Here is a 24,742-nt window from a genome sequence, read left to right as displayed (position 1 = left end):
GCGGGAGCTGGCGGTGTCACAGGTGTCACAGGAAGGTACGGCCCTCGCCCCGGTACGTCGGCATGGTCGCCGTAATCCGGTCACCCTCAATGAGATGCAGCTCCGCGAAGCGCTCGGCCAGCTCACCGGCCTTGGCATGCCGGAACCACACCTTGTCACCGATGAGGAGGTCATCCGCGGCCGGGCCCAGCAGTGGCGTCTGCACCTCACCCGGGCCCTCCCGCGGGTCGTAGCGCAGCCCTTCGGGCAGATACGGCGTCGGGAGCCGGTCCTCACCCGCCGCGCCCGATGCGGGATAGCCACCGCCCAGCACCGTGACGACGCCCACCCCCGGGCGGCGTACCACGGGCTGGGCGAACAGGGCGGCCGGGCGGCCGGTGAACGAGGTGTAGTGGTCGAAAAGCCGTGGCATCAGCAGCCCCGAGCCCGCCGCGATCTCCGTGACCGCCTCCTCGGCGGCCGTGTGCTGCACACTGCCGGTGCCACCGCCATTGACGAACTCCAGCTCCGGCTGCACCGCCGTCACGGCCCGTACGGCCGCCGCCCGGCGCTCGGCCAGCTCCCGGCGTGCCGCCCGCTGCATCAGCCGGATACCGCGCGAGCGCAGCGGATGCCCGGGAACGGAGTCCCCCACACCGGCCACATGGCCCTCGTACGCCATCAGCCCCACCAACCGGAAACCGGGCCGCCGCACCACCGAGCGGGCCAGCTCCGCGAGTTGGGCGGGGGAGTGCAGCGGGGAGCGGCGGGCGCCGATCCGCACCCGGCCGCCCAGCAGCCGCAGCGAGGTGTCCAGCTCCAGACAGACCCGGATCTCCTCCCGGCCGCCGTCCCGGGCCATATCGATCAGCGCCAACTGCGCCGGATCGTCGACCATCACGGTCACCGCGGCGGCGAGCTTGGGATCGGCGGCCAGTTCGGCGAAGGAGACCCGGTCCACGGACGGGTAGGCCAGCAGCACATCGGACACCCCGGAGCGGGCCAGCCAGATGGATTCGGCGAGGGTGAAGCTCATCACCCCATGGAAGCCGTCCCGCTCCAGTACCCGCTCCAGCAGCGCCCGGCAGCGCACCGACTTACTGGCGACCCGGACCGGCTTGCCGTCGGCCCGTCGGACGATGTCCGCGGCGTTGGCGTCGAACGCGGCCAGATCGACCATGGCCAGCGGCGCGTTGAGATGAGCGGTGGCCCGGTCGTAGCGGGCCCGGTCGGCGGCTGGGTGAGCGATAGCGTCGAACACGCGGGCAGCTTGCCAGAACCGAGCCCTCCTGGACAGCCCTCCCGGGAGCGGGTTGCCGGACCCACCAGGGCTCCCCGTAAAGTGACGCACACACCGTGACCGCCTGGTCAACGGCGTGTTGTCCGGATACGAACCGGCCTGCCCGCAAACGAGAACCAGCCGGGCAGCCGGTACTGAGCCAGGGGGTGCCGGTGAGCACAGAGGCGGACCCATCACGTGCACCGTTGCCGCCTCTCATACCACCGAGGCCGTTCGTACCGCCGCAGCCGCCGCCTCCCAGGGGGGCGGCCCCGGGCGCCACGTCGCCGATACCCGCCGGGCCGCAGCTGCCCGGTATGCCTCCCCAGCCGCCCGAGCCCAAGCGCGCGCCGCGCACCCGGACCCGTACCGTCTCCGCGGCCATCTGCCTCGTACTCGGCATCGGACTGCTCACCGGCGCCGTGGCCGGCAACTGGCTGACCGGGGACGCCGAGGACCAGCCCACCGCCGAGACCGCCTTCGCTGACGCGCGGGACCTGTGGCGCGAAAAGCCGGTCGACAAGCTCTTTCCGCAGCGCCTGCGGGCCAACAGCGCGGGCCCGGGAGGCGCGGAGCGGCGCTGGATACGGGCGGCCGTCGCCCCCGACAGCGCCTGCGAGCGCGCCTTCGACGAACTGCTCACCAAGGTCCTCTCCCCCGTGGGCTGCCGCCGCCTGGTCCGCGCCACCTACATCGACGAGACCTCCAGCAGCGTCACCACCGTAGGTGTGCTCTTCACCCGGGCCGACCCGGCGGGCATGCGCGACCTGCGCGATCGGTTCGCCGGGGAAAACCTCACCCAGCGCACCGATCTGATGCCCCGTCCGTACGCCGCCCGCGGTACCGACTCGGCGGGGTTCGGCGACGCACAGCGCGCCACCTGGACGATCCGTGTCCGTACCGACGCCCCCATCGTCATCTACGCGGTGACCGGCTTCGTCGACGGACGCATCGTCAGCGAACCCCAGCCAGCCGCCGAAGCTACCGAGAAGGGGGAGACCACCGCCCCCGCCCAGGCCGGTCTGGGCCACGACGCCCAGGGCATCGCGGACCGCATAGAGCGCGGCATCCTCTCCCTGAGCCAGGCGACCGGGACAGCGCCCCCAGCCACTGGGGACGGCACCGAGGAGGACCGATGACCAGCACGCGCCCCCCCGGCGAGCAGCGCCGCCGCACGGCGGCGCTGCTCGCCGCCGCGCTGCTCACCTTGCTGGCTCTGCTCCCGGCGGACCACGCGTACGCGGACGGCATCCGGGACCGGCAGTGGCCGCTGGAGACGGTGGGCGCCCGGGACGCCTGGAAGACCACCAAGGGCGCGGGCGTCACCGTCGCGGTGCTCGATACCGGGGTCGACGCCGACCACCCCGACCTCCGGGGCGCGGTGCTGACGGGCAAGGACGTCATCGGCTTCGGCGCACAGCGCGGCGATCGCTCCTGGGCCCGGCACGGCACCGCCATGGCCGGGATCATCGCGGGGCGCGGCCACGGCTCCGGCCGCCGGGAGGGGGTGCTCGGCATCGCACCCGAGGCCAAGATCCTGCCGGTCCGGGTGCTGCTGGAGGAGGGCGACCCACAGCGTAAGAAGGCCCGCAGCGCCCGGGGCGGCGCGCTGGCCGAAGGCATCCGCTGGGCGGTCGACCAGGGGGCCGAGGTCATCAATCTGTCGCTGGGCGACGACAGCGCCGCCGCCCACCCCGACCCCCGCGAGGACGCCGCCGTCCGCTACGCGCTGCGCAAGGGCGCCGTGGTGGTCGCTTCCGCGGGCAACGGCGGTGAGGACGGTGACCGGGTCTCCTATCCGGCCGCCTACCCAGGGGTGATCACGGTGACCGCCGTGGACCGCTATGGCGCCCGTGCCTCCTTCTCCACCCGCCGCTGGTACGCCACCGTCAGCGCACCCGGCAAGGATGTGGTGATCGCCGACCCGGACGGCAAGTACTACAACGGCTGGGGCACCAGCGCCGCCGCCGCGGTGGTCTCCGGCGTCACCGCCCTGGTCCGCGCCGCCCATCCGGACCTGAGCCCGGCCCAGATCAAGAAACTTCTCTCGGACACCGCCCGCAACACCCCCGCGGGTGGCCGCAGCGACTCGCTGGGCACCGGTGTGGTCGATGTGGCGGCCGCGATCGAACTCGGCGCGAACGTCAAGCCCAGAAAGCAGCGCCCCACCCCGGAGCCCTACGGAAAGGAGTACTTCGGCGCCGGGCCGCGGCCCGACGACGACGGCATCGGGACCGGCTGGCTCGCTCCCGCCGCCGGAGTGCTGGGAGCGCTGTTCATCGCGGGCTCGGTGGCCATGTACCGCGGGATCAGACTGCCCCGGCGTCGCTGAGCGCCCGGGGCGGGCTACGCTCTCCGGGTGGCGCTCAAGAACATTCCCGACCCCGGCTTCGCGGGTGACGACGGCTCAGCCGACCCCGCCCTCGCCGAGGCCCTCACCGCCTGGTCCCAGGACCGCGCGGCCGAACCCCAGCTGCTCGCCGCGCTCTCCCGGGCGAGGCTGCTGGTCCCTGTGGTCGCCGTGCTCGGCGAGGCCGAGACCGGAGGGGACGGACTGCGCCGGGAGAAGAGCAGCGATATGGCGGTGCCCACCCTCACCGCCCCGGATGGCCGTCGTGCGCTGCCCGCGTTCACCTCCACCGGGACGCTGGCCCGCTGGCGTGCGGAAGCCCGCCCGGTCGCCGTGCCGCTGCACCAGGCGCTGCGGGCCGCGGCCCAGGAGGGTGCCGACACCCTGGTGCTCGATCTGGCCGGGCCGGTGACCTATCAGCTGACCGGTGCCGCGCTGCGCGCGCTGGCCGAGGGCCGCACGACCGTTCCCGGCCCCCTGGACGACCCGGCCGTCACCGAGGCGCTGCGTGCTGTGCTGGCCGCGGAGCCCGCCGTACTCAGCGCCCGGCTGGCTCCGGGCGGCGACGCCGACGGAACGCTGGCACTGCAGCTTCGGGCGGATGCCCACGCCCGTCGGGTGGCGGGGCGGGTGGCCGACGCGCTCGCCGCCGACGAGGTGCTGCGCGCCCGCCTGGTGCGGGGCCTGACCCTGGCCCTGCTTCCCCCGGACACCCCCCTCTCCGGCGAGCCCTTCTTCCGCCGCTGACCGGCCGCGCGGCGGGGGGGCTTCGCCCCCGGGCCCCGGGGTTGGCCGGTGCGGCTCCGGGACCGGTGTTGTGCCCAACCCTCCCCCAGCTAACGCTGGGAGGTGCCCCCACGCCCCTCTGGGGGTCCCCCCGGACGAAGTCTGGGGGAGGCACGGGTGGGCACAACATGGCGCTGGGTCAGCCGTAGACGGGGCCGGTGTACTTTTCGCCGGGGCCCTGGCCCGGCTCGTCGGGGACGACGGACGCCTCGCGGAAGGCGAGCTGAAGGGACTTGAGCCCGTCCCGCAGCGGCCCCGCGTGATAGGAGCCGATCTCCGTGGCGCTGGCGGTGACCAGCCCGGCCAGCGAGTGAATGAGCTTGCGCGCCTCGTCGAGGTCCTTGTGCTGCTCGCCCTCCTCGGCCAGCCCGAGATTGACCGCGGCCGAACTCATCAGATGGACCGCGACGGTGGTGATCACCTCGACCGCGGGGACATCCGCGATATCGCGGGTCATGGCGTCGAAGCCGGGAGTGGTGTTCCCGTCCGGTGGCTGGGGGGTAGCGTCGGTCATGGCTCTCTTCGTCTGTCCGTGCGAACTGAGGGGCGCGTCCAGCCTAGGCCCATGAGGAAGGGCGGACGCCATCGGCTTAGCACACCGGACGCTCGCCGTGTAAGAGTCGTGTAGCATAGTCAGCGACCGGTCGGACACCCCTGTCCGACCCGCAAGTGGAGGCTCCGATTCTCCCACCTGACCGGCTTCGTGTTTGGCTGGCAGGTCATTGGTCAGGCTGCGCCCCGCGGTGATCGCGGCGGTGCTCCCGGTCTATGAGGAGCCCCGCCTGTGTCCTGTCCGGGGCGTTTCTCATGTCACGCGTCGCGGTGGGACGGTCACACCGATACAGACGTTACGCGGCTGTCCGCCAGACAATCGCGTGGTGCAACCGAGGAGGCCCCATCAGCGCCGAGCCCCGCATCAACGACCGGATTCGCGTCCCCGAGGTGCGACTCGTCGGACCCAGCGGCGAGCAGGTCGGCATTGTGCCGCTTGCCAAAGCCCTGGAGCTTGCGCAGGAATACGATCTCGACCTCGTCGAGGTGGCCGCGAACGCGCGCCCGCCCGTGTGCAAGCTCATGGACTACGGAAAGTTCAAGTACGAGTCGGCCATGAAGGCCCGTGAGGCGCGCAAGAACCAGGCGCACACGGTCATCAAGGAGATGAAGCTCCGGCCGAAGATCGATCCGCACGACTATGACACCAAGAAGGGTCACGTCGTCCGGTTCCTCAAGCAGGGTGACAAGGTCAAGATCACGATCATGTTCCGTGGTCGCGAGCAGTCCCGCCCCGAGCTGGGCTTCCGGCTGCTGCAGCGGCTCGCGGAGGATGTCCAGGACCTGGGCTTCGTGGAGTCCAATCCGAAGCAGGACGGCCGCAACATGATCATGGTTCTCGGTCCGCACAAGAAGAAGACCGAGGCGATGGCCGAAGCCCGCGAGGCACAGGCCGCCCGCAAGGCCGGCCGTCAGCCGGGCAGCGCACCCGCCGAGGAGCGCGCCGAGGCGTGAGTCTCGCTCCGGGGCTCCGCCCCGGAACTTCAACCGAACATCTGACGTTCCCGCCTGCCGGTTTACGGACCGGACACCAGACGGGAACGCCACCGACGAGGAGAGAACGGCGACATGCCGAAGAACAAGACGCACAGTGGTGCGAGCAAGCGCTTCAAGATCACCGGCTCCGGCAAGGTGATGCGTCAGCGCGCCGGCCGCCGCCACCTTCTCGAGCACAAGCCGTCGACGCTGACGCGCCGTCTCGCGGGCAAGGTCCAGATGGCCCCGGCCGACGCCAAGAAGATCAAGAAGCTTCTCGGCAAGTGAGTCGGCTGCCCTGATCCCGAACCCGGGGAGGGCGCGGACCCAGACCGGGACCCCATCGATTTCCGGGTCGTGTGAGTGAACCCACGGCCCCGCTACAAGGAGTTATCACGTGGCACGCGTCAAGCGGGCAGTCAACGCCCACAAGAAGCGCCGGGCGATCCTCGAGCAGGCCAGCGGTTACCGTGGCCAGCGCTCCCGCCTGTACCGCAAGGCGAAGGAGCAGGTCACCCATTCATTCGTCTACAACTACAACGACCGCAAGAAGCGCAAGGGCGACTTCCGTCAGCTGTGGATCCAGCGCATCAACGCCGCTGCCCGCGCCAACGGCATCACCTACAACCGCTTCATCCAGGGCCTGAAGGCCGCTGAGGTCGAGGTGGACCGCAAGATGCTGGCTGACCTCGCGGTCAACGACCCGAACGCGTTCGCCGCGCTCGTCGAGGTTGCCCAGAAGGCGCTGCCGAGCGACGTCAACGCCCCGAAGGCCGCCTGAACAGCAGCCTGACAGCGTGATACCGGACCCGCAGGCTGCTCGCCTGCGGGTCCGGTGCGTTCGCATCCGTACGCAGCATCCGTACGCAGACCAGAAGCGAGACGCCGCACCATGGGAACCGCCGAGCCCATCTCCCCGCGCAATCCGCGCGTAGCCGCCGCCCGTCGGCTGGCCCGCCGTAACTTCCGCGGCAAAGAACGCAGATTCCTCGCCGAGGGCCCGCAGGCCGTACGGGAGGCGATCGCGCACAGCACCACCCTCATCGAGCTCTTCACGACGCTGGACGCCGCCGAGCGGCACTCCGATATCGTCACCGCGGCCGAGTCCGCGGGGGTCCCTGTGCACCTCGCCTCCGACGCGACCATGGCCGATATCTCGCAGACCGTCACCCCGCAGGGACTGATCGGCGTCTGCCACTTCCTGGACTCGCCCTTCGCGGAGATCCTGGCCCGGAACCCCCGGCTGGTCGCCGTGCTCGCCCATGTCCGTGACCCCGGCAACGCGGGCACCGTGCTGCGCTGCGCGGATGCCGCCGGGGCCGACGCGGTGGTGCTGACCGACGCCTCGGTGGATCTCTACAACCCCAAGTCGGTACGGGCCTCTGTCGGTTCCCTCTTCCACCTCCCGGTGGCCGTCGGCGTCCCGGTCGAGCGGGCTGTCGCCGGGCTGCGCGAGAGCGGGGTGCGGGTTCTGGCGGCCGATGGAGCGGGTGAGCGCGACCTGGACGCCGAGCTGGACGACGGCGCCATGGGCGGCCGTACCGCCTGGATCTTCGGCAATGAGGCCTGGGGCCTGCCGGAGGAAACCCGCGCCCTGGCCGACGCGGTGGTGCGGGTGCCGATTCATGGAAAGGCCGAGAGCCTGAATCTGGCTACCGCGGCAGCCGTGTGCCTCTATGCCTCAGCCCGTGCGCAGCGTGCTGCGGGAGGGTGCCGCTCCGTCACCTCCAGCTAGTAGGGTGGCCTGACCTGTGGGTCCGCCGTGCCGGGCCAGGTGGGCAGGTCGAGGGGGTGAAAGCGGGGATGGACGTCAGAACGTCCGGCAGGGAGGATCGGACCGTGTCCGGTGATGGCTCCCGCGCTTCTTCGCCCGAGCTGTTCCCACAGCTGGACGCGCTGGGGCTGCGGCCCGACGATCTGCCCGACGGTCTGGTCGTCGCCGACGGGTCCGGCCGGGTGATCTGCTTCAACGCCGCCGCGGTCCGGATCACCGCCCGGCGCCCGGCCGAGGCGATCGGCCATCCCATCGAGCACGCCCTGCCGCTGGAGGACCTGGACGGGCGCCGCTGGTGGCAGCTCACCGACCCCTACGGCGGGCTGGCCACCCGGCGCGGCCAGCCGGAACGCAATCTGCTGCTGCCCGGCGGCCGCGAGGTGCTGGTCTCGGCACGTTACGTACGGGAATACCCCACCGGGCCGGTGCACCGGCTCGTTGTCGCACTGCGCGGCACCGAGGCCCGCCGTCGCACCGAGCGCGGCCACGCTGAGCTGATCGCCACGGTCGCCCATGAGCTGCGCTCCCCGCTCACCTCGGTGAAGGGGTTCACCGCGACCCTGCTCGCCAAGTGGGAGCGTTTCACCGATGACCAGAAGCGGTTGATGCTGGAGACGGTCGACGCCGACGCCAACCGCGTCACCCGGCTGATAGCGGAGCTGCTGGACATCTCCCGGATCGACTCCGGGCGGCTGGAGATCCGTAAGCAGCCGGTTGATGTGGCCGCGGCCGTGCGCCGCCATGTGCGGGCGCATATCGCCGCCGGTGAGCCCGCGGACCGGTTCCGCAGCCGTATCGCGCAGCCGCTGCCCGTCCTGTGGGCGGACCCGGACAAAATCGACCAGGTGCTCGGCAATCTGCTGGAAAACGCCGTGCGCCACGGTGAGGGAGCTGTCATCATCGACGTAGCGCCCTCGTCACCCCCGCCCGATCGGGGGTCTGCCGGAACGACGATCACTGTGAGTGACGAGGGCTCCGGCATCCCGGAGGAGTCGATGAGCCGTGTCTTCACCCGCTTCTGGCGGGGCAGCAAGCGCGGCGGCACCGGGCTGGGCCTCTACATCGTCAAGGGCATCGTCGAGGCGCACGGTGGGACGATCACCGTCGGCCGCTCGGCCGCAGGCGGCGCCGAGTTCCGATTTACCCTGCCCGTGGGGGCCCCGGCGATTCTTGCTTGACCTCGCCTGAGCGGCACCCACGGGCTCGTCCGCGTCCATGTCACGGCGCGCTGCCCCTTAGACTCGTCATTTGGCACCTTTGGCAGCACCGCCACGGGAGCAGTGGGGCAGCGCAGCCAGCCAATCGGAAGTACGGGAAGAGATGTCGGCACCCAATAAGTCGTACGACCCTGTCGAGGTCGAGGCACTGAAACCGGAAGCGATCGACCGAGCGCGGGATGAGGCGATCGCGGCGATCACCGCTGCGGGCGACCTTGAGGCGCTGCGCGAGGTGAAGGCCGCCCACGCCGGTGACCGCTCGCCGCTCGCGCTGGCCAACCGGGAGATCGGCGCCCTGCCGCCGCATGCCAAGGCGGACGCGGGCAAGCGCGTCGGCATGGCCCGCGGCGCGGTCAACAAGGCCCTGAAGGCCAGGCAGGAGGAGCTGGAGGCCGAGCGCGACGAGCGGGTGCTGGTCGAGGAGGCAGTAGATGTCACGCTGCCCCACGACCGCGTGCCAGCCGGCGCCCGGCACCCGCTGACCACGCTCATGGAGCGCATCGAGGACGTCTTCGTCGCGATGGGCTACGAGGTCGCTGAGGGGCCCGAGGTAGAGGCGGAGTGGTTCAACTTCGACGCCCTCAATATCGCCCCGGACCACCCGGCCCGCACCATGCAGGACACCTTCTTCATCCATGGCGCGAAGCCCGCTGAGATCGATGGCGGCGCCACCGCGGGTGAGTCCAGCGTCCTGCTGCGGACCCACACCTCGCCGGTGCAGATCCGCTCCCTGCTCGACCGTGAGCCGCCGGTGTACGTCATCTGTCCCGGCAAGGTCTTCCGCACCGATGAGCTCGACGCCACCCATACTCCGGTCTTCCACCAGGTCGAGCTCCTCGCCGTGGACGAGGGCCTGACCATGGCCGACCTCAAGGGCACCCTGGACCATATGGTCGAGGCGCTCTTCGGCAAGGGCCTGGGCACCCGGCTGCGCCCGTCGTACTTCCCCTTCACCGAGCCGTCCGCCGAGATGGACATGGTCTGCTTCGCCTGCCGTGGCGAATCCGTCGGCGCCCCGGACCGGCCCTGCCGCACCTGCTCCAGCGAAGGCTGGATCGAGCTGGGCGGCTGCGGCATGGTCAACCCGCGGGTGCTGACCGCCTGCGGCGTCGACCCGGAGAAGTACAGCGGATTCGCCTTCGGGTTCGGCATCGAGCGGATGCTGATGTTCCGCCACAACGTCGAGGACATGCGAGACATGGTCGAGGGTGATGTGCGCTTCACCCGGCCGTTCGGGATGGAGATCTGATGCGGGCCCCGCTTTCCTGGCTGCGGGAGTACGTCGACCTGCCGGCCGGTGAGACCGGCCGCGACGTCGCGGCGAAACTGATCGCCGCCGGGCTGGAGGTCGAGACCGTCGACCAGCTCGGCGCCGGGCTCAAGGGCCCGCTGGTCGTCGGCAAGGTCCTCGCCATCGAGGAGCTGACCGAGTTCAAGAAGCCGATCCGCTGGTGCCAGGTGGACGTCGGTGAGGCCAATGGCACCGGGGAGCCGCAGAACCTCATCTGCGGTGCGACGAACTTCGAGATCGGCGACAAGGTCGTCGTCGTGCTCCCCGGCGCCGTGCTGCCCGGAGACTTCAAGATCGCCGCGCGGAAGACCTACGGCAGGGTCTCCGAGGGCATGATCTGCTCGGCCGCCGAGCTCGGCATGGGCGACGATCACGACGGCATCATTGTGCTGCCGCCGGAGTACGAGGCCGGCACCGACGCCATCGAGCTGCTGGAGCTCGTCGACGAGGTGCTCGACATCGCCGTCACCCCCGACCGCGGCTACTGTCTGTCGATGCGCGGCATCGCCCGGGAGACCGCCACCGCCTACGGGCTGCCGCTGCGCGACCCGGCGCTGCTGGACGTACCGCCGCCGAACAGTTACGGCCCCCCGGTCAAGGTCGCCGACCCGGCCGGCTGCGACCAGTTCACCGCCCGTGCCGTCACCGGGCTGCGCCCCGAGGTCCGGTCCCCGGTCTGGCTGCGGCGCCGGCTGCAGAAGGCCGGAATGCGCCCCATCTCCCTCGCCGTCGACATCACCAACTATGTGATGCTCGAGCTGGGCCAGCCGCTGCACGCGTACGACCGCAGCCGCATCGACGGTGCGATCGGGGTGCGCCGCGCTGAGCCGGGCGAGAAGATCACCACCCTGGACGGCGTCAAGCGGGTGCTCGACCCCGAGGATCTGGTCATCGCCGACAACACCGGTCCCATCGGGCTGGCCGGTGTGATGGGCGGAGCCAATACCGAGATCGCCGATGAGACCGGGAAGAGCGAAGGCACCCGCGAGATCGTGATCGAGGCGGCGCATTTCGACCCGATCGCCGTCGCCCGCACCGCCCGCCGTCACAAGCTGAGCTCGGAGGCGTCCAAGCGCTTTGAGCGTGGCGTCGACCCGCAGGCCGCGTCCGCCGCCGCCCAGCGCACCGTCGATCTGCTGGTGCTGCTGGCGGGCGGTACCGCTGAGGCCGGGGTCACCGAGGTGGTCGCGCCCAGCGGCCCCCGTACCATCAAGGTCGCCGCTGACCACGCCGACCGGGTGGCGGGTGTGGAGTACGGCCGGGAGACCGTCGTACGCCGCCTCCAGCAGGTCGGCTGCGATGTCTACGGCTCCGATGAGCTCACCGTCACCGTGCCCAGCTGGCGCCCCGATCTGACCGACCCCAATGACCTCGCCGAAGAGGTCATCCGGCTCGAGGGGTACGAAGAGTTGCCCTCGACGCTGCCGAAGCCTCCGGCGGGCCGTGGTCTGACCGAGCGGCAGCGGCTGCACCGCCGGGTCGGCCGCGCACTGGCCGGGGCGGGCTATGTGGAGGCGCTGAACTACCCGTTCATCAGCGAGGGCGTCTTCGACCAGCTCCAGCTGGGCTCCGATGACCCGTGCCGCCGGGTGGTCAAGCTCGTCAACCCGCTCTCCGACGAGGAGCCCGCGCTGCGCACCAGGCTGCTGCCGGGACTGCTCGCCGCGCTGCGCCGCAATGACGGCCGCGGCAGCCATGATCTGGCGCTCTTCGAGACCGGTCTGGTCTTCCAGCCGCGTGCGGACGCCCCCGCCGCGGTCCGGCTGCCGGTCGATTCCCGGCCCACCGACGAGGAGATCGCCGCACTGGACGCCGCGCTGCCCGAGCAGCCGCGGCACGCCGCCGCCGTGCTCGCCGGAGCGCGCGAGCAGGCCGGCTGGTGGGGCAAGGGCCGCCCGGCCGACTGGGCGGACGCCATCGAGGCGGCCCGCACCATCGCCCGTGAAGCCGGAGCCGAACTCATCGTCGCCAAGGGCGAGTACGGTCCCTGGCACCCCGGCCGCTGCGCGGCGCTGAGCGTCAGGGTGGACGGCGCCGAGCGGCTGATCGGCTTCGCCGGTGAGCTGCACCCGCGCGTCACCAAGGCGTTCGGCCTGCCGGCCCGTACCTGTGCGATGGAGCTGGACCTGGACATGGTCGAGCGGGCCGGTACCGGTCCGGTGACGGCTCAGAAGGTCTCCACCTTCCCGGTGGCCACTCAGGACGTGGCCCTGGTCGTGGACAGCGCTGTCCCGGCCGCCGAGGTCGAGTCGGCGCTCCGCGATGGCGCGGGTGAACTCCTCGAGTCGCTGCGGCTGTTCGACGTCTTCACCGGTGAACAGCTCGGTGAGGGCAAGAAATCGCTGGCCTACGCCCTGCGTTTCCGGGCAGCCGACCGCACTCTGACGGCCGATGAGGCCTCGGCGGCGCGTGCGGCCGCTGTGGCTGTCGCCGTGGAGCGCATCGGCGCGGAGCTGCGCGGCGCGTAACCACCACAACGGACCGATGAAGGGGTCCACCCGGCTCTCCGGGTGGACCCATTCACTCGTTTGGGTGAGTAACGCGGGGACCGTTACCGCTTCACCGTCTGGGCTCGTAAGAATTCAGGCTGGTCGAAGGGGCTCGTGTGGGCCGGAGTCGGGCACCACCGACCGCCTCAGGGGCCGCGCGAGGGGGCTGTCGGCATGTTCGGGACCAGGGCACAGCGCGCGCTCCTGTATGCGCTTCCCTGCGGCTGGATTCTTGGCGTGCTGTTGTGGGAGAGCCGTCACCCAGCGGGGACTGAACTCATCCAGCTGCTGGCCGCCGCTCCCGCGATCGCCTGCGTCGCCACCGGCCGTCGGCTGTGTGTACTGCTGGGCGGCGCCCTGTGCATAGTGCTGACTCTCGGCCCGCCGGGCCCGGGCGCCACGGGATATGACCTGGAGACCCGCATCGGGACCGGTGGCGCGATCATCACCGTGGTGGTGGCCTGCTGTCTCACCGCCCGGCGCCGGGTGCGGCTGCTGCACGAGCTCGAGCACACCCGCGAGATCGCGGTAGCCAGCCAGGAGGCGCTGCTGCGCCCGCTGCCCGCCCGTATCGACTCACTGGCCGTCTCCGCCGCGTATCTCTCCGCCACCCGTGGCGCCGTGGTCGGGGGCGATCTGTACGAGGCCATCGGCACAGAGCGGGGCGTGCGGATCGTGATCGGCGATGTGCGCGGACATGGTCTGACGGTGCTCGGCACGGTGGCCACGCTGCTGGGCTGCTTCCGGGAGGCCGCCTACGACGAGGTGGAACTCGCCGATGTGCTCCACCGGTTGGAACGTACGCTGCTGCGCCAGCTGCGCGCCCAGGGCGATGAGGACGAGGCGGGGGAGGAGTTCGTCACCCTGCTGCTGGCCGAGGTCCGCCCTGACGGCACGGCCGAGCTGCTGAACTGCGGACACCCCTGGCCGTACCGGCTGCGCCCCGGTGCTGAGGGGCCCGCCCGGGCCGAGCCGGTCACCGGGGAAGGCCCACTGCCGCCGGTTGGGCTCTTCCCGCTGCCGCACCCGGTGCCGCCGCCACTGAGGCTGCGGCTGGCGCCGGGTGACGCGCTGTTTCTGCACACCGATGGCGCCGAGGACGCCCGAAGCAGCGACGGCGGGTTCTTCCCGTTGCCGCGTGCCCTGGCCGACGCCACGGCGGCGCCCGTGCCGGCGGCTGTCGTCGACTCCGTACGTGATGCGCTGCTGCGCCACACCGGCGGGCAGTTCGCCGACGATGTGGCGCTGCTCAGCCTCTGCTATGCCCCCGGACAGGTCCCCGAGCAGCAGCCGACGCTGGCCCGCGCTGCCGACCCGTGCCAGGCCCTGTCCGACACGGCCTAACCGTAGGGGTAGAAGCCCGCGCCGGTCTTACGGCCCAGACGGCCCGCGTCGACCATGCGCTGCAAGAGCGGGGGAGCGGCGTACAGCGGCTCCTTGAACTCCTCGTACATCGAATGCGCGACCGAGGCGACGGTGTCAAGGCCGATCAGATCGGCGAGCTTCAGCGGGCCCATGGGGTGGGCGCAGCCCAGCTCCATCCCGTTGTCGATGTCCTCACGGCTGGCGATGCCCGACTCGAACATCCGGATGGCGGAGAGGAGATACGGGATCAGCAGCGCGTTGACGATAAACCCGGAGCGGTCCTGGGCACGGATGGCGTGCTTGCCCAGCACCTTGCCGACCGCGGCCTCGGCCCGGGTGATGGTGCTCTCGCTGGTGGTCAGCGCCGGGATCAGCTCCACCAACTGCTGCACCGGCGCCGGGTTGAAGAAGTGAATGCCGATCACCTGGTCCGGGCGGGAAGTCGCCACGGCCAGCTTCACCAACGGGATGGAAGACGTGTTGGAAGCCAGGATGGCGTCCCGGCGGGTCACCACCTGGTCAAGTACCTGAAAAATCTCGGTCTTGACCTGCTCGTTCTCCACGACCGCCTCAATGACGAGGTCACGGTCGGCGAACTCACCCAGGTCGGTGGTGAAGGAGAGCCGCTCCAGTGCGGTGTCCCGCTCCGTTTCGGTGATCTTTCCGCGTTCGGCGGCCTTGCTGAGGGAGTTCGCCAGCCGGGTGCGGCCCAGCTCCAGCGCCTCGCCGGTGGTCTCGGCGACCTTCACATCCAGTCCGGCCCGCGCACACACCTCGGCGATGCCGGCGCCCATCTGGCCGCAGCCCACCACTCCGACGCGTTCGATGTCGGTCACATCGTGCCTTTCGCTGATTCTCTGGTCCGCGGTGCGCGGCCATGGGGTTGGGGCCGCGACACCTTGGCAACCGACGTTACCGCCGTTCGGTGCCGGGGTGGTCCGCGGGTGCCGATAGCCCGCCACGTGAGGGCCGACTTCCGTGTCTGTGCGGCCTACTTGCCGGGCTCACGTGCATGCTGTGCTCTGGAACACACCGACAGGGACGGTCGACTAAGACAGAGGGGGCATGGTGGGACGTATCACACGAAGAGCTTTCTCCGCCGTGGCGGTCGGAGCACTCTCCGGCACGCTGGCGGCCAGTGCCGCGTCAGCCCGGGGCGGTCCGGGGCGTAAGACCGGTATGCGCGGTGTGTGGCTTGCCACCGTCGCCAATATCGACTGGCCGAGCATGCCCGGGCTGGACCGGGAGATACAGCAGAGACAGCTGCTGACCCATCTGGATACGGTGGTGGAGCGCCGGCTGAATACCGTGGTCTTCCAGGTGCGGTCGACGGCCGACGCGATGTGGCCCTCACGTTTTGAGCCCTGGGCCGAATATCTCACCGGGGAGCAGGGCAAGGACCCCGGCTGGGATCCGCTGGGCTTCGCGGTGAGCGAGGCACACGCCCGCGGCCTGGAGCTGCACGCCTGGTTCAACCCGTACCGCGTCGCCAACCATGACGACCCCTCCCGGCTGGTGGCGGATCACCCGGCACGCCGCCACCCGGAGTGGGTGGTGCCCTATGGCGGAAAGCTCTACTACAACCCCGGGCTGCCGGAGGTCCGCCGCTTCGTCCAGGACGCGATGTTCGACGCCGTGGAGCGCTATGACATCGATGCCGTCCACTGGGATGACTACTTCTATCCCTATCCCGTCGCGGGCGAGGAGTTCGATGACGCCGCCGCGTACGAGGAACACGGTGGTGACTTCGATGACCGGGGGGACTGGCGACGGCACAATATCGATCTGCTGGTGCGGGAGTCGTCCTGGCGGCTGAAGGCGACCAAGCCACAGGTGCGCTTCGGCATCAGTCCGTTCGCCATATGGCGCAACAAGGCCACCGATCCGGCGGGATCGGATACCACAGCCGGGGTGCAGACCTATGACGATCTTTATGCCGATACCCGTAGCTGGGTGAGGCGGCGGTGGATCGACTACATCGTGCCGCAGGTCTACTGGCATATGGGCTTCGAGCCGGCCGACTACACCAAGCTGGTGCCCTGGTGGTCGCAGGTGGCCAAGGGCACCGGAGTGGATCTCTATATCGGCGAGGCGCTCTACAAGGTGGCTGATCCGGCTCAGCCGAAGGAGTGGCACGACCCGGACGAACTCTCCCGGCATCTCACCTTCTGCCGGGACTTCCCCCAGGTCCGGGGCAATATCTTCTTCTCGGCCAAAGGGGTCGCCAGCAACCCGATCGGCGCGATGGCGAAGGTGGTCGAGGACCACTATCAGCGCCCCGGGCCCCGGGGGTAAGGCTTTACTGCCGGGACTCTTCGGTGAGGTGCCGCACCACGCTGTCGGGCCCCGGCGACATCACGGTTTCATGGCCGTCCTCGTAGCGAATCCGGAACGGCGGCTGACCGTCTTCCCCGAGCACTTCGATGACCTCCGCGATCCGGTCATGCTGACCCACGGTCCTGCCGTGCACCAACAGCTTGTCGCCCACTTCTGCTTCCATCTGGAGGGCCCTCCTGTTCCCCAGGGGTGTCCGTCTTGTGCTCCTGTTTTCAGTCTATGGCTGGTGGCGTGCCGCGCCTACTTGATGACACGAGGGGGTGACCCACCGGTTCGCTGGGTGACGGCGATACAGGCCAGCACCGTGACGGCGGCGGCCGGGGCGAGGGGATCGAGCCGTTCACCGACGAGCAGCACGGCCCAGAGGAGGGTGAGCAGCGGCTGCGCGAGCTGTAGCTGGCTGGCACGGCCGACGCCGATGACGCCCATGCCCCGGTACCAGACCACCAGCCCCAGGCACTGGGTGCCGAGGACCAGCCAGCCGAGCCCGATGACGGAGTGTGCCGTGAGCCGCACCGGCTCGCTCGTCAGCGCCAGCAGCGCCCCCGGCGCGGCGAGTGGCAGACACAGCACCAGCGCCCAGCCGATGACCTGCCAGCCGGGCAGCTCCCGGGCGAGCCGGCCGCCCTCCCCGTATCCGGCCGCGCACACGAGCAGCGCGGCGAAGAGGAAGACATCGCCGGTCGTGAGGGCGCCACCGCTCTGCGATACGGCGAAGGCCACAACGACGAGCGCACCGACGAGGGACGCGGCCCAGAAGATACGGGTGTGCCGGGTCCGGTGCCGCCAGGAGCCGTAGGCGGCCGTGGTGAGCGGCAGCAGACCGACGACGACGGCCGCGTGCGAGGTGGTGGAGGTCTCCAGAGCGAGGGTGGTCAGCAGCGGGAAGCCCACCACGACGCCGAGGGCGACGATCGCCAGCGGCCCCCAGTGGCGGCGCGACGGGAGCGGGACCCGCAGGGCAAGGAGACAGCCCACGGCGAGCAGCCCCGCGAGCGCGACCCGGCAACTCGTCACCGACCAGGGGCCCAGCCCCTCCAGGGCCCAGGCTGTGCCCGGGAAGGTGAGCGAGAAGGCGATCACCCCGAGTGCGGCGAGGACCGTACCGCGCGTCGCGGAGGTCCGTGCGGGTGCGGGGACCGCTATCGTGCTGGGGGCGATAGCGCTATCCTGTGTTTCCATGAATCAGGGTAGCAGTGTCGCGGAGTTGGCCAGTACGCTGCGGTCCGAGCTGGACCGCTATTCAGTAGGAGAGCGCCTTCCCTCAAGCCGGGCGCTGGTCGAGCGGTTCCGGGTCAGCCCGGTAACGGTCTCCCGGGCGCTGGCCGTACTCGCCGCGGAAGGCCTGGTGGTGACCCGTCCCGGCGCGGGCGCCTACCGGGCCGCTGACTCCACGCGGGGTGCCGCTGCGTCCCGCGGTGACACCTCCTGGCAGGAGGTGTCGCTCAGCGCTGAACAGGCCCCTGACCAGGTGCCGCGTACCGTGGACGCCTCCGGTCTGCTCGCCACCCTGACCACCCCGTCCGCGGGTGCCATCGCGCTCCACGGCGGCTATCTGCCCGCCGCGCTCCAGCCCGAGCGGGCGCTGGCCGCCGCGCTCGCCCGCGCCGGACGGCGGCCGGGTGCCTGGAGCCTGCCGCCGCTGGAGGGCGTGGCCGAACTGCGGTCCTGGTTCGCCCGTGAGATCGGCGGTCCGGGCGGCACCCTCACGGCAGCCGAGGTGCTGGTCACCGCCGGTGGCCAGAGCGCCATCACCACCGCGCTGCGGGCCCTCGCCCCGCCCGGTGCCCCGGTCCTGGTCGAGTCGCCGACCTATCCGGGCATGCTCGCGGTCGCCCGCGCCTCCGGACTGCGCCCGGTACCGGTCCCCGCCGATGCCGACGGCGTACGGCCCGAACTGCTCGCCGATGCTTTCCGCGCCACCGGCGCCCGTGCCTTCGTCTGCCAGCCGCTCTTCCAGAACCCGACCGGCGCGGTGCTCGCCGCGGACCGGCGGCGAGCGGTACTCGAGGCGGCCCGGGCAGCGGGGGCCTTCATCGTTGAGGACGATTACGCCCGCCGGATGGCCCATGAGGACGCCGGTCCGCTGCCGCCCACGCTCGCCGCCGACGACCCGGATGGCGTGGTGGTGCACATCTGCTCACTCACCAAGGTCACCTCGCCCAGCCTGCGGGTCGGCGCGCTGGCCGCCCGTGGGCCGGTGCTGGAGCGGCTGCGGGCCATCCAGATCGTCGACAGCTTCTTTGTGCCGCGCCCTCTCCAGGAGGCCGCTCTTGAACTCGTCGGCGCTCCCGCCTGGCCCCGTCATCTGCGCACCGTGGCAGCCGAACTCCGCGCCCGCCGCACCGCCGCCGTCACCGCGCTCCATCAGGAACTCCCGCAGCTCCAGCCACACCAGGTGCCCCTTGGCGGATTCCATCTGTGGCTACGGCTGCCCGACGGCGTCGATGAGACCGCCCTGGCCGCCGCCGCGCTGCGCACGGGAGTCGCGGTCGCCCCCGGCCGCTCCTACTTCGCCGCCGAGCCTCCCGGCCCGTATCTGCGGCTCAGCATCGCCTCGGCGACAAGCACCGCCGAGCTGACCGAGGGGATACGGCGACTGCGCGCCGCCTGCCTCGCGGCGGGCGCTGGCGAACGCCCGTGACAGCGGGCCGGGAAGGTGCGGTCCGGGCGGGCTGCTGCCCCGGAAAAGCCAATGGTCCGGGGCTCGCGTGATCCTCTGGAAGAACCGTTGACAAGGTATCGAACAAACGGTCTCTTCACCATACGATCACGAAATGCACCCTCGCCTCACGCTGCTCGCCACCGCCCGCAGCTCCGCCCGGCTCGACGCCCGGTTCGATGATGACCGGCCGCTCAATGACGCCGGGTGGCATGAGGTCCAGCGAGTGGTCCCGGCCCTCTCCTATCTGGCCGCTGCCGAGCTGCGCTACTGCTCGCCCTCCGCGCGCTGCCGGGAGACCGGCGAGATGCTGGGTCTGTCCCCGCTTGTCCAGCCCGCGCTGCGCGACTGCGACATGGGCCGCTGGCGCGGCCACACACTGCAGGAGGTCACAGCCCGCGAACCGCAGGCCGTGGATACCTGGCTGGCTGATCCGTGCTCCGCACCACACGGTGGGGAGTCGCTGCTGGCGTTCATATCCCGGGTCGGCGGCTGGCTCGACACCCGGCCCCTCGGCGACGGGGGGTCCCCCGAAGACCCCGGGGCGGGCTGGGCCGTCGCGGTCACCGAACCCGCGGTCGTGCGGGCCGCGCTCTGCTACACGCTCAAGGCGCCCCCATGCTCGTACTGGCACATCGACGTCCAGCCACTCACCGCCGTCACCCTGACCGGCCGGGCCGGTGACTGGAGCCTCACACTCTGACCGAGCGCCCGGGGGAGCGGGGGGTCAACCGCTCTCGCGATTGCATAAAACTGTTGAGGTACGTATAGTCATGCCATCAATAAGGAGGGTCCGATGGCAGTGCGTGCGGCAGTGGCGGGAGCGAGTGGCTACGCGGGGGGCGAGATTCTGCGTCTGCTGCTTCAGCACCCCGAGGTCGAGATCGGTGCGCTGACCGGTAACTCCAACGCGGGCCAGCCGCTGGGGGCGCTCCAGCCGCAGTTGGCGCCGCTGGCTGACCGTGTGCTGGCGGCGACCACCGCTGAGACTCTGGCCGGGCACGATGTGGTCTTTCTCGCGCTGCCGCACGGCCAGTCCGCCGCCGTAGCCGAGCAGCTCGGTGACCAGGCGCTGATCGTCGACTGCGGCGCGGACTTCCGGCTGGCGGACGCCGGGGACTGGGCGCGTTACTACGGCACACCCCATGCGGGCACCTGGCCCTACGCACTGCCCGAGCTGCCCGGTGCCCGTGAAACGCTGCGGGGGGCCAGGCGCATCGCGGTCCCCGGGTGCTATCCCACCGCCGTCACCCTTGGGCTCTTCCCCGCCTACGCGGCCGGGCTCGCGGAGCCGGAGGCCGTGATCGTCGCCGCCACCGGTACCTCGGGGGCGGGCAAGGCGCTCAAGCCGCATCTGCTCGGCAGCGAGGTGATGGGCTCCATGAGCCCGTACGGCGTCGGTGGTGTCCACCGGCACACCCCGGAAATGATCCAGAACCTCTCCGCTGTGGCCGGTGAGCGGGTCAGCGTCTCCTTCACCCCCACCCTCGCCCCGATGCCGCGTGGCATCCTCGCCACCTGCACGGCGAAGGCGAAGCCCGGAGTGACCGGGGCGGGCCTGCGTGAGGCTTATGAGAAGGCGCTGTCCGGTGAGGTCTTCGTCCGGCTGCTGCCGGAGGGCCAGTGGCCGTCCACCGCGGCGGTGTACGGGTCCAACGCCGCGCTGCTCCAGGTCGCCCACGACGAGGCCGCCGACCGCATCATCGTGATCAGCGCCATCGACAATCTCACCAAGGGCACCGCGGGCGGCGCGGTGCAGAGCATGAACATCGCCCTCGGTCTCCCCGAGGAGCTGGGACTTTCCACGGTCGGAATTGCCCCGTGAGCGAAGCGAACGGAGAAACGCAGTGAGCGTGACAGCGGCGACAGGGTTCACGGCGGCGGGCATCGCCGCCGGAATCAAGGAGAATGGCAACCCGGATCTGGCCCTCGTGGTCAACCAGGGGCCGCGTCAGAGCGCCGCGGGTGTCTTCACCTCCAACCGGGTCAAGGCCGCCCCGGTCCTCTGGTCCGAGCAGGTACTCAAGGGCGGCCGCGTCTCGGCGGTTGTCCTCAACTCCGGCGGCGCCAACGCCTGCACCGGCCCCCTCGGCTTCCAGGACACCCACGCCACCGCCGAGAAGGCCGCCGAGGCCCTGGGCCACAACGCGGGCGAGGTCGCGATCGCCTCCACCGGACTGATCGGCATCCGGCTCCCGATGGACAGGCTGCTGACGGGAATCGACACCGCGGTCAGGGAGCTCTCCCCGCACGGCGGGGAGAAGGCCGCCATCGCCATCAAGACGACCGACTCCGTACACAAGACCGCGGTCGTCGAGGGTGCCGGCTGGACCATCGGCGGCATGGCCAAGGGCGCGGGCATGCTCGCACCCGGCCTGGCCACCATGCTCGTCGTCCTCACCACCGACGCCGACCTGGAGACCGCGGAACTGGACAAGGCGCTGCGCGCCGCGACCCGTACCACCTTCGACCGGGTCGACTCCGACGGCTGTATGTCCACCAATGACACCGTGCTGCTGCTCGCCTCCGGTGCCTCCGGCGTTACCCCGGACGCGGCGGAGTTCGCCGAGGCCGTACGGGCCCTCTGTGACGATCTGGGCCAGCAGCTGATCCGGGACGCGGAAGGGGCCTCCAAGGACATCCGGATCGAGGTCGTGGGCGCGGCCAGCGAGGACGACGCCGTCGAGGTGGGCCGCTCCATCGCACGGAACAATCTGCTCAAGTGCGCCGTCCATGGTGAGGACCCCAACTGGGGCCGGGTGCTGTCCGCCATCGGCACCACCTCCGCCGACTTCGACCCGGACCAGCTGAATGTCGCCATCAACGGGGTCTGGGTCTGCAGGAAGGGCTCCGTTGGCGAGGACCGGGAGCTGGTGGATATGCGCTACCGCGAGGTCCGTATCACCGCCGACCTGGCCGCGGGCGCAGAGTCCGCCGTCATCTGGACCAACGACCTCACTGCCGACTACGTCCACGAGAACAGCGCCTACTCCTCATGAGCCAGCCGACCACCCGTAAACACACCGCCCTCCCCAAGGCCCGCATCCTCATCGAGGCGCTGCCCTGGCTGACCCGGCACCACGGCAAGACCATCGTCATCAAGTTCGGCGGGAACGCCATGATCGACGAGGAGCTGAAGTCCGCCTTCGCCCAGGACATCGTCTTTCTGCGGCACGCCGGGCTGCGCCCGGTCGTGGTGCACGGCGGCGGCCCGCAGATCAGCGCCCAGCTCGACAAGCTCGGCCTCGTATCGGAGTTCAAGGCCGGGCTGCGCGTCACCACCCCCGAGACGATGGACGTCGTACGGATGGTGCTCGCCGGTCAGGTGCAGCGCGAACTCGTCGGGCTGCTCAACCAGCATGGGCCGCTGGCCGTCGGGATGACCGGCGAGGACGCGCACATCATGTCGGCGACAAAGCGCTATGCCGACATCGACGGCGACCAGGTGGACATCGGCCGGGTCGGCGACATCACCACCATCGAGACCGGCGCCATCCAGGCACTGCTGGACGACGGCCGGATTCCGGTCATCTCCTCCATCGCCCGCAGCACCGACACCGATGACGCAAACGGTGTCTACAACATCAACGCGGATACGGCCGCCGCCGCTCTCGCCGCCGCGCTGGGCGCCGAGACCCTGATGGTCCTCACCGACGTGGAAGGCCTCTACGCGGACTGGCCCAGCAGCGATGACGTCATCAGCAGACTGACCGTGAGCGAGCTGGAGAAGCTGCTGCCCGATCTGGCCAGCGGCATGGTGCCGAAGATGGAGGGCTGTCTGCACGCCGTGCGCCACGGGGTGCGCACCGCACGCGTCATCGACGGGCGGGTACAGCACTCCATCCTGCTGGAGATCTTCACGGACGAAGGGATCGGCACGATGGTCGTGCCGGACGAGGGGGAACGGGCATGAGCAACCAGGCACTGACCCAGCGCTGGCAGGGGGCGCTGATGGACAACTACGGCACCCCGCGGGTCCCGCTCACCCATGGCGAGGGCGCCAGGCTGTGGGACGCCGAAGGCAAGGAGTATCTGGACTTCGTCGGCGGGATCGCCGTCAACTCCCTGGGCACCGGGCACCCGGCGGTCGTACGGGCCGTGTCCGACCAGATCGCCACCCTCGGCCATGTCTCCAACCTCTTTATCGCCGAACCGCCGGTGGCACTCGCCGAACGGCTGCTGGAGCTGGCAGGGCGGGGAGGGCGGGAAGGGGCTGTCTACTTCTCCAACTCCGGCGCGGAAGCGGTCGAAGCCGCCTTCAAAATCGGGCGGCGCACCGGCCGTACGCACCTGGTCGCCACCGACGGCGGCTTCCACGGCCGCACCATGGGCGCCCTGGCGCTCACCGGGCAGCCCATCAAACAGGAGCCCTTCCGGCCGCTGCCCGGCGAGGTCAGCCATGTCCCTTACGGCGATGTGGACGCCCTGCGCTCCGCCATCACCCCGGACACCGCACTGTTCATCGTGGAGCCCATCCAGGGCGAGAACGGCGTCATCGCCCCGCCCGAGGGCTACCTCGCCGCCGCCCGGGAGATCACCCGGGCCACCGGCACCCTGCTCATCGTGGATGAGGTGCAGACGGGCATCGGGCGCACCGGGCACTGGTTCGAGTGCCAGGCCCAGGGCGTCGAACCCGATGTCGTCACCCTCGCCAAGGGCCTGGGCGGCGGGCTCCCCATCGGCGCGACGCTCGCCTTCGGCCCGGCGGTGAAACTGCTGACGCCAGGTCAGCACGGCTCCACCTTCGGCGGCAACCCCGTCTCCTGCGCGGCGGCGCTGGCGGTCCTGGACACCATCGCCTCGGAAGGCATCCTCGACCATGTCAAGCGCGTTGGCGGCCATCTCCGCGACTCCATCTGGGCACTTGGCCACCCACTGATCGACCAGCTACGCGGCGCGGGCCTGCTGCTGGGTATCGTGCTCACCGAGCCGGTCGCGGCGCAGGCGCAGCAGGCGGCTCAAGACGCGGGATTCCTGGTGAACGCGGTCGCCCCGGACGTCATCCGGCTCGCCCCACCGCTGATCATCAGCGTCGGGCAAGCGGACGCGCTCGTCCAGGCCCTTCCCGCGGTTCTCGACACCGTCGACAGAACCCGATGAGCCGGAGAGTAACCATGACCGAGGAGCACGAGCAGCACGAGCCGCACGGTGGCCAGGCCGTACCGCAGACCCGTACGGCACGGCACCGCCGGATCGTGGACATCCTGAACCGGCAGCCGGTGCGGTCCCAGAGCCAGCTCGCCAAGCTCCTCGCCGACGACGGTCTCTCCGTCACCCAGGCCACCCTCTCCCGTGACCTCGACGAGCTGGGCGCGGTCAAGATCCGCAATACCGGTGGCGAGCTCATCTACGCCGTCCCCAGCGAAGGCGGCGACCGCACCCCGAAGGTCCCGCTCGGGGAGTCCGCGAGCGAGGCCCGGATGGCACGGCTGGCGGGTGAACTGCTGATTTCGGCCGAGGCGTCCGCCAACCTGGTCGTGCTGCGCACCCCACCGGGCGCCGCCCAGTTCTTCGCCTCGGCGATCGACCAGGCAGGCGTCCACGACATCATCGGCACCATCGCGGGCGATGACACACTGCTGCTGATCAGCCGGGAGCCGGACGGCGGGCAGGCGCTCGCCGACCATCTGCTGCGACTGGCGCAGAAGGCACGCTGACCCAAGATCGGCTCACTGGGTAGCCTTGC

At 70.7% G+C, this 24,742-nt stretch carries 24 protein-coding genes; 19 read left to right on the top strand and 5 right to left on the bottom strand.

Annotation, left to right across the window (positions count from 1 at the left end; all coding sequences use genetic code 11):
- Positions 1–25: 25 nt before the first annotated feature.
- On the bottom strand, positions 26–1,228 hold the full coding sequence (locus tag test1122_RS01175; RefSeq protein WP_232271696.1) for an amino acid deaminase/aldolase: 1,203 nt from the start codon (positions 1,226–1,228) through the stop codon (positions 26–28).
- 347 nt (positions 1,229–1,575) lie between these two features.
- On the opposite strand from test1122_RS01175, the gene test1122_RS01165 reads away from it, so the two are divergent.
- From test1122_RS01165 to test1122_RS01155, 3 genes are read left to right on the top strand one after another with little or no spacing between them, the layout of a single operon-like run.
- A complete protein-coding gene (locus tag test1122_RS01165; protein ID WP_232267275.1) occupies positions 1,576–2,397 on the top strand; it encodes a hypothetical protein in 822 nt (273 codons plus the stop codon).
- Positions 2,394–3,590 carry a type VII secretion-associated serine protease mycosin gene (gene mycP, locus test1122_RS01160; RefSeq protein ID WP_232267274.1) on the top strand — a complete coding sequence of 399 codons (1,197 nt, stop codon included), beginning with the start codon at positions 2,394–2,396 and terminating at the stop codon, positions 3,588–3,590. Before test1122_RS01165 ends, mycP begins: the two co-directional genes overlap by 4 nt.
- A 27-nt stretch (positions 3,591–3,617) precedes the next feature.
- A complete protein-coding gene (locus tag test1122_RS01155; RefSeq protein WP_232267273.1) occupies positions 3,618–4,355 on the top strand; it encodes an SseB family protein in 738 nt (245 codons plus the stop codon).
- 178 nt (positions 4,356–4,533) lie between these two features.
- On the opposite strand, the gene test1122_RS01150 is transcribed toward test1122_RS01155, so the two are convergent.
- Positions 4,534–4,908 carry a DUF1844 domain-containing protein gene (locus tag test1122_RS01150; RefSeq protein WP_232267272.1) on the bottom strand — a complete coding sequence of 125 codons (375 nt, stop codon included), beginning with the start codon at positions 4,906–4,908 and terminating at the stop codon, positions 4,534–4,536.
- Between the two features lie 293 nt (positions 4,909–5,201).
- Here test1122_RS01150 and infC point away from each other — a divergent pair, with 293 nt between their 5' ends.
- The 8 genes from infC to test1122_RS01110 all read left to right on the top strand — a co-directional run bounded on the left by infC (position 5,202) and on the right by test1122_RS01110 (position 14,036).
- Positions 5,202–5,900 (top strand): translation initiation factor IF-3, encoded by a 699-nt coding sequence (infC, locus tag test1122_RS01145; protein ID WP_232267271.1) that lies wholly within the window; start codon positions 5,202–5,204, stop codon positions 5,898–5,900.
- Positions 5,901–6,014: 114 nt separating this feature from the next.
- Positions 6,015–6,209 carry a 50S ribosomal protein L35 gene (gene rpmI / locus test1122_RS01140; RefSeq protein WP_232267270.1) on the top strand — a complete coding sequence of 65 codons (195 nt, stop codon included), beginning with the start codon at positions 6,015–6,017 and terminating at the stop codon, positions 6,207–6,209.
- 109 nt (positions 6,210–6,318) lie between these two features.
- Positions 6,319–6,702, top strand: a complete 384-nt coding sequence (rplT, locus tag test1122_RS01135) for a 50S ribosomal protein L20 (protein WP_232267269.1) — start codon at positions 6,319–6,321, stop codon at positions 6,700–6,702.
- 111 nt (positions 6,703–6,813) lie between these two features.
- On the top strand, positions 6,814–7,656 hold the full coding sequence (locus test1122_RS01130; RefSeq protein ID WP_232267268.1) for a TrmH family RNA methyltransferase: 843 nt from the start codon (positions 6,814–6,816) through the stop codon (positions 7,654–7,656).
- Between the two features lie 68 nt (positions 7,657–7,724).
- The gene (locus tag test1122_RS01125) at positions 7,725–8,873 is read left to right on the top strand and encodes a sensor histidine kinase (protein WP_422396895.1); all 1,149 of its coding nucleotides are present in this window, start codon (positions 7,725–7,727) and stop codon (positions 8,871–8,873) included.
- Between the two features lie 142 nt (positions 8,874–9,015).
- On the top strand, positions 9,016–10,161 hold the full coding sequence (gene pheS, locus test1122_RS01120; protein WP_232267266.1) for a phenylalanine--tRNA ligase subunit alpha: 1,146 nt from the start codon (positions 9,016–9,018) through the stop codon (positions 10,159–10,161).
- Positions 10,161–12,671, top strand: a complete 2,511-nt coding sequence (gene pheT / locus test1122_RS01115) for a phenylalanine--tRNA ligase subunit beta (RefSeq protein WP_232267265.1) — start codon at positions 10,161–10,163, stop codon at positions 12,669–12,671. The genes pheS and pheT overlap by 1 nt, the downstream gene beginning before the upstream one ends.
- A 195-nt stretch (positions 12,672–12,866) precedes the next feature.
- On the top strand, positions 12,867–14,036 hold the full coding sequence (locus test1122_RS01110) for a PP2C family protein-serine/threonine phosphatase (protein WP_232267264.1): 1,170 nt from the start codon (positions 12,867–12,869) through the stop codon (positions 14,034–14,036).
- Here the strand turns inward: test1122_RS01110 and test1122_RS01105 are convergent.
- Positions 14,033–14,893, bottom strand: a complete 861-nt coding sequence (locus test1122_RS01105) for a 3-hydroxybutyryl-CoA dehydrogenase (RefSeq protein WP_232267263.1) — start codon at positions 14,891–14,893, stop codon at positions 14,033–14,035. The genes test1122_RS01110 and test1122_RS01105 overlap by 4 nt on opposite strands.
- A 232-nt stretch (positions 14,894–15,125) precedes the next feature.
- On the opposite strand from test1122_RS01105, the gene test1122_RS01100 reads away from it, so the two are divergent.
- Entirely contained in the window at positions 15,126–16,352 is a 1,227-nt protein-coding gene (locus test1122_RS01100) for a glycoside hydrolase family 10-like protein (protein WP_479685733.1), read from the top strand.
- 4 nt (positions 16,353–16,356) lie between these two features.
- Here the strand turns inward: test1122_RS01100 and test1122_RS01095 are convergent, their stop codons facing one another.
- Together test1122_RS01095 and test1122_RS01090 are read right to left on the bottom strand one after the other, a co-directional pair.
- Positions 16,357–16,557, bottom strand: coding sequence for a DUF1918 domain-containing protein (locus test1122_RS01095; RefSeq protein WP_232267261.1), 201 nt, complete (start codon positions 16,555–16,557; stop codon positions 16,357–16,359).
- Between the two features lie 77 nt (positions 16,558–16,634).
- Positions 16,635–17,576, bottom strand: a complete 942-nt coding sequence (locus tag test1122_RS01090) for a DMT family transporter (RefSeq protein WP_232267260.1) — start codon at positions 17,574–17,576, stop codon at positions 16,635–16,637.
- Here test1122_RS01090 and test1122_RS01085 point away from each other — a divergent pair.
- The 7 genes from test1122_RS01085 (at position 17,575) to test1122_RS01055 (ending at position 24,713) form a co-directional block, all read left to right on the top strand.
- The gene (locus tag test1122_RS01085; protein WP_232267259.1) at positions 17,575–19,038 is read left to right on the top strand and encodes an aminotransferase-like domain-containing protein; all 1,464 of its coding nucleotides are present in this window, start codon (positions 17,575–17,577) and stop codon (positions 19,036–19,038) included. The genes test1122_RS01090 and test1122_RS01085 overlap by 2 nt on opposite strands.
- Before the next feature lie 133 nt (positions 19,039–19,171).
- Positions 19,172–19,759, top strand: coding sequence for a histidine phosphatase family protein (locus test1122_RS01080; protein WP_232267258.1), 588 nt, complete (start codon positions 19,172–19,174; stop codon positions 19,757–19,759).
- Between the two features lie 93 nt (positions 19,760–19,852).
- The gene (argC, locus tag test1122_RS01075; protein ID WP_232267257.1) at positions 19,853–20,881 is read left to right on the top strand and encodes an N-acetyl-gamma-glutamyl-phosphate reductase; all 1,029 of its coding nucleotides are present in this window, start codon (positions 19,853–19,855) and stop codon (positions 20,879–20,881) included.
- Positions 20,882–20,903: 22 nt separating this feature from the next.
- Positions 20,904–22,055 carry a bifunctional glutamate N-acetyltransferase/amino-acid acetyltransferase ArgJ gene (gene argJ / locus test1122_RS01070; protein ID WP_232267256.1) on the top strand — a complete coding sequence of 384 codons (1,152 nt, stop codon included), beginning with the start codon at positions 20,904–20,906 and terminating at the stop codon, positions 22,053–22,055.
- Positions 22,052–22,969, top strand: coding sequence for an acetylglutamate kinase (argB, locus tag test1122_RS01065; protein WP_232267255.1), 918 nt, complete (start codon positions 22,052–22,054; stop codon positions 22,967–22,969). Before argJ ends, argB begins: the two co-directional genes overlap by 4 nt.
- On the top strand, positions 22,966–24,156 hold the full coding sequence (locus tag test1122_RS01060) for an acetylornithine transaminase (RefSeq protein WP_232267254.1): 1,191 nt from the start codon (positions 22,966–22,968) through the stop codon (positions 24,154–24,156). The genes argB and test1122_RS01060 overlap by 4 nt, the downstream gene beginning before the upstream one ends.
- 14 nt (positions 24,157–24,170) lie before the next feature.
- Positions 24,171–24,713, top strand: coding sequence for an arginine repressor (locus test1122_RS01055; RefSeq protein WP_232267253.1), 543 nt, complete (start codon positions 24,171–24,173; stop codon positions 24,711–24,713).
- The last annotated feature ends 29 nt before the right edge of the window (positions 24,714–24,742 follow it).

The organism is Streptomyces gobiensis, from assembly GCF_021216675.1.
Classification (GTDB): Bacteria; Actinomycetota; Actinomycetes; order Streptomycetales; family Streptomycetaceae; genus Streptomyces; species Streptomyces gobiensis.
Note: the sequence above shows the minus strand (reverse complement) of the source record. Positions and strands in the feature narration are given on the sequence as shown.

What these genes read in the sequence shown, in the direction of transcription:
- pheT (WP_232267265.1), top strand. Translation starts at nt 10,161, where the DNA reads ATGCGGGCCCCGCTTTCCTGGCTGCGGGAGTACGTCGACCTGCCGGCC.
- test1122_RS01095 (WP_232267261.1), bottom strand. Translation starts at nt 16,557, where the DNA reads ATGGAAGCAGAAGTGGGCGACAAGCTGTTGGTGCACGGCAGGACCGTG.
- test1122_RS01165 (WP_232267275.1), top strand. Translation starts at nt 1,576, where the DNA reads ATGCCTCCCCAGCCGCCCGAGCCCAAGCGCGCGCCGCGCACCCGGACC.
- test1122_RS01150 (WP_232267272.1), bottom strand. Translation starts at nt 4,908, where the DNA reads ATGACCGACGCTACCCCCCAGCCACCGGACGGGAACACCACTCCCGGC.
- pheS (WP_232267266.1), top strand. Translation starts at nt 9,016, where the DNA reads ATGTCGGCACCCAATAAGTCGTACGACCCTGTCGAGGTCGAGGCACTG.
- argB (WP_232267255.1), top strand. Translation starts at nt 22,052, where the DNA reads ATGAGCCAGCCGACCACCCGTAAACACACCGCCCTCCCCAAGGCCCGC.
- test1122_RS01080 (WP_232267258.1), top strand. Translation starts at nt 19,172, where the DNA reads ATGCACCCTCGCCTCACGCTGCTCGCCACCGCCCGCAGCTCCGCCCGG.
- rpmI (WP_232267270.1), top strand. Translation starts at nt 6,015, where the DNA reads ATGCCGAAGAACAAGACGCACAGTGGTGCGAGCAAGCGCTTCAAGATC.
- test1122_RS01130 (WP_232267268.1), top strand. Translation starts at nt 6,814, where the DNA reads ATGGGAACCGCCGAGCCCATCTCCCCGCGCAATCCGCGCGTAGCCGCC.
- mycP (WP_232267274.1), top strand. Translation starts at nt 2,394, where the DNA reads ATGACCAGCACGCGCCCCCCCGGCGAGCAGCGCCGCCGCACGGCGGCG.
- test1122_RS01060 (WP_232267254.1), top strand. Translation starts at nt 22,966, where the DNA reads ATGAGCAACCAGGCACTGACCCAGCGCTGGCAGGGGGCGCTGATGGAC.
- test1122_RS01055 (WP_232267253.1), top strand. Translation starts at nt 24,171, where the DNA reads ATGACCGAGGAGCACGAGCAGCACGAGCCGCACGGTGGCCAGGCCGTA.
- test1122_RS01085 (WP_232267259.1), top strand. Translation starts at nt 17,575, where the DNA reads ATGAATCAGGGTAGCAGTGTCGCGGAGTTGGCCAGTACGCTGCGGTCC.
- argC (WP_232267257.1), top strand. Translation starts at nt 19,853, where the DNA reads ATGGCAGTGCGTGCGGCAGTGGCGGGAGCGAGTGGCTACGCGGGGGGC.
- infC (WP_232267271.1), top strand. Translation starts at nt 5,202, where the DNA reads ATGTCACGCGTCGCGGTGGGACGGTCACACCGATACAGACGTTACGCG.
- test1122_RS01125 (WP_422396895.1), top strand. Translation starts at nt 7,725, where the DNA reads ATGGACGTCAGAACGTCCGGCAGGGAGGATCGGACCGTGTCCGGTGAT.
- test1122_RS01090 (WP_232267260.1), bottom strand. Translation starts at nt 17,576, where the DNA reads ATGGAAACACAGGATAGCGCTATCGCCCCCAGCACGATAGCGGTCCCC.
- test1122_RS01110 (WP_232267264.1), top strand. Translation starts at nt 12,867, where the DNA reads ATGTTCGGGACCAGGGCACAGCGCGCGCTCCTGTATGCGCTTCCCTGC.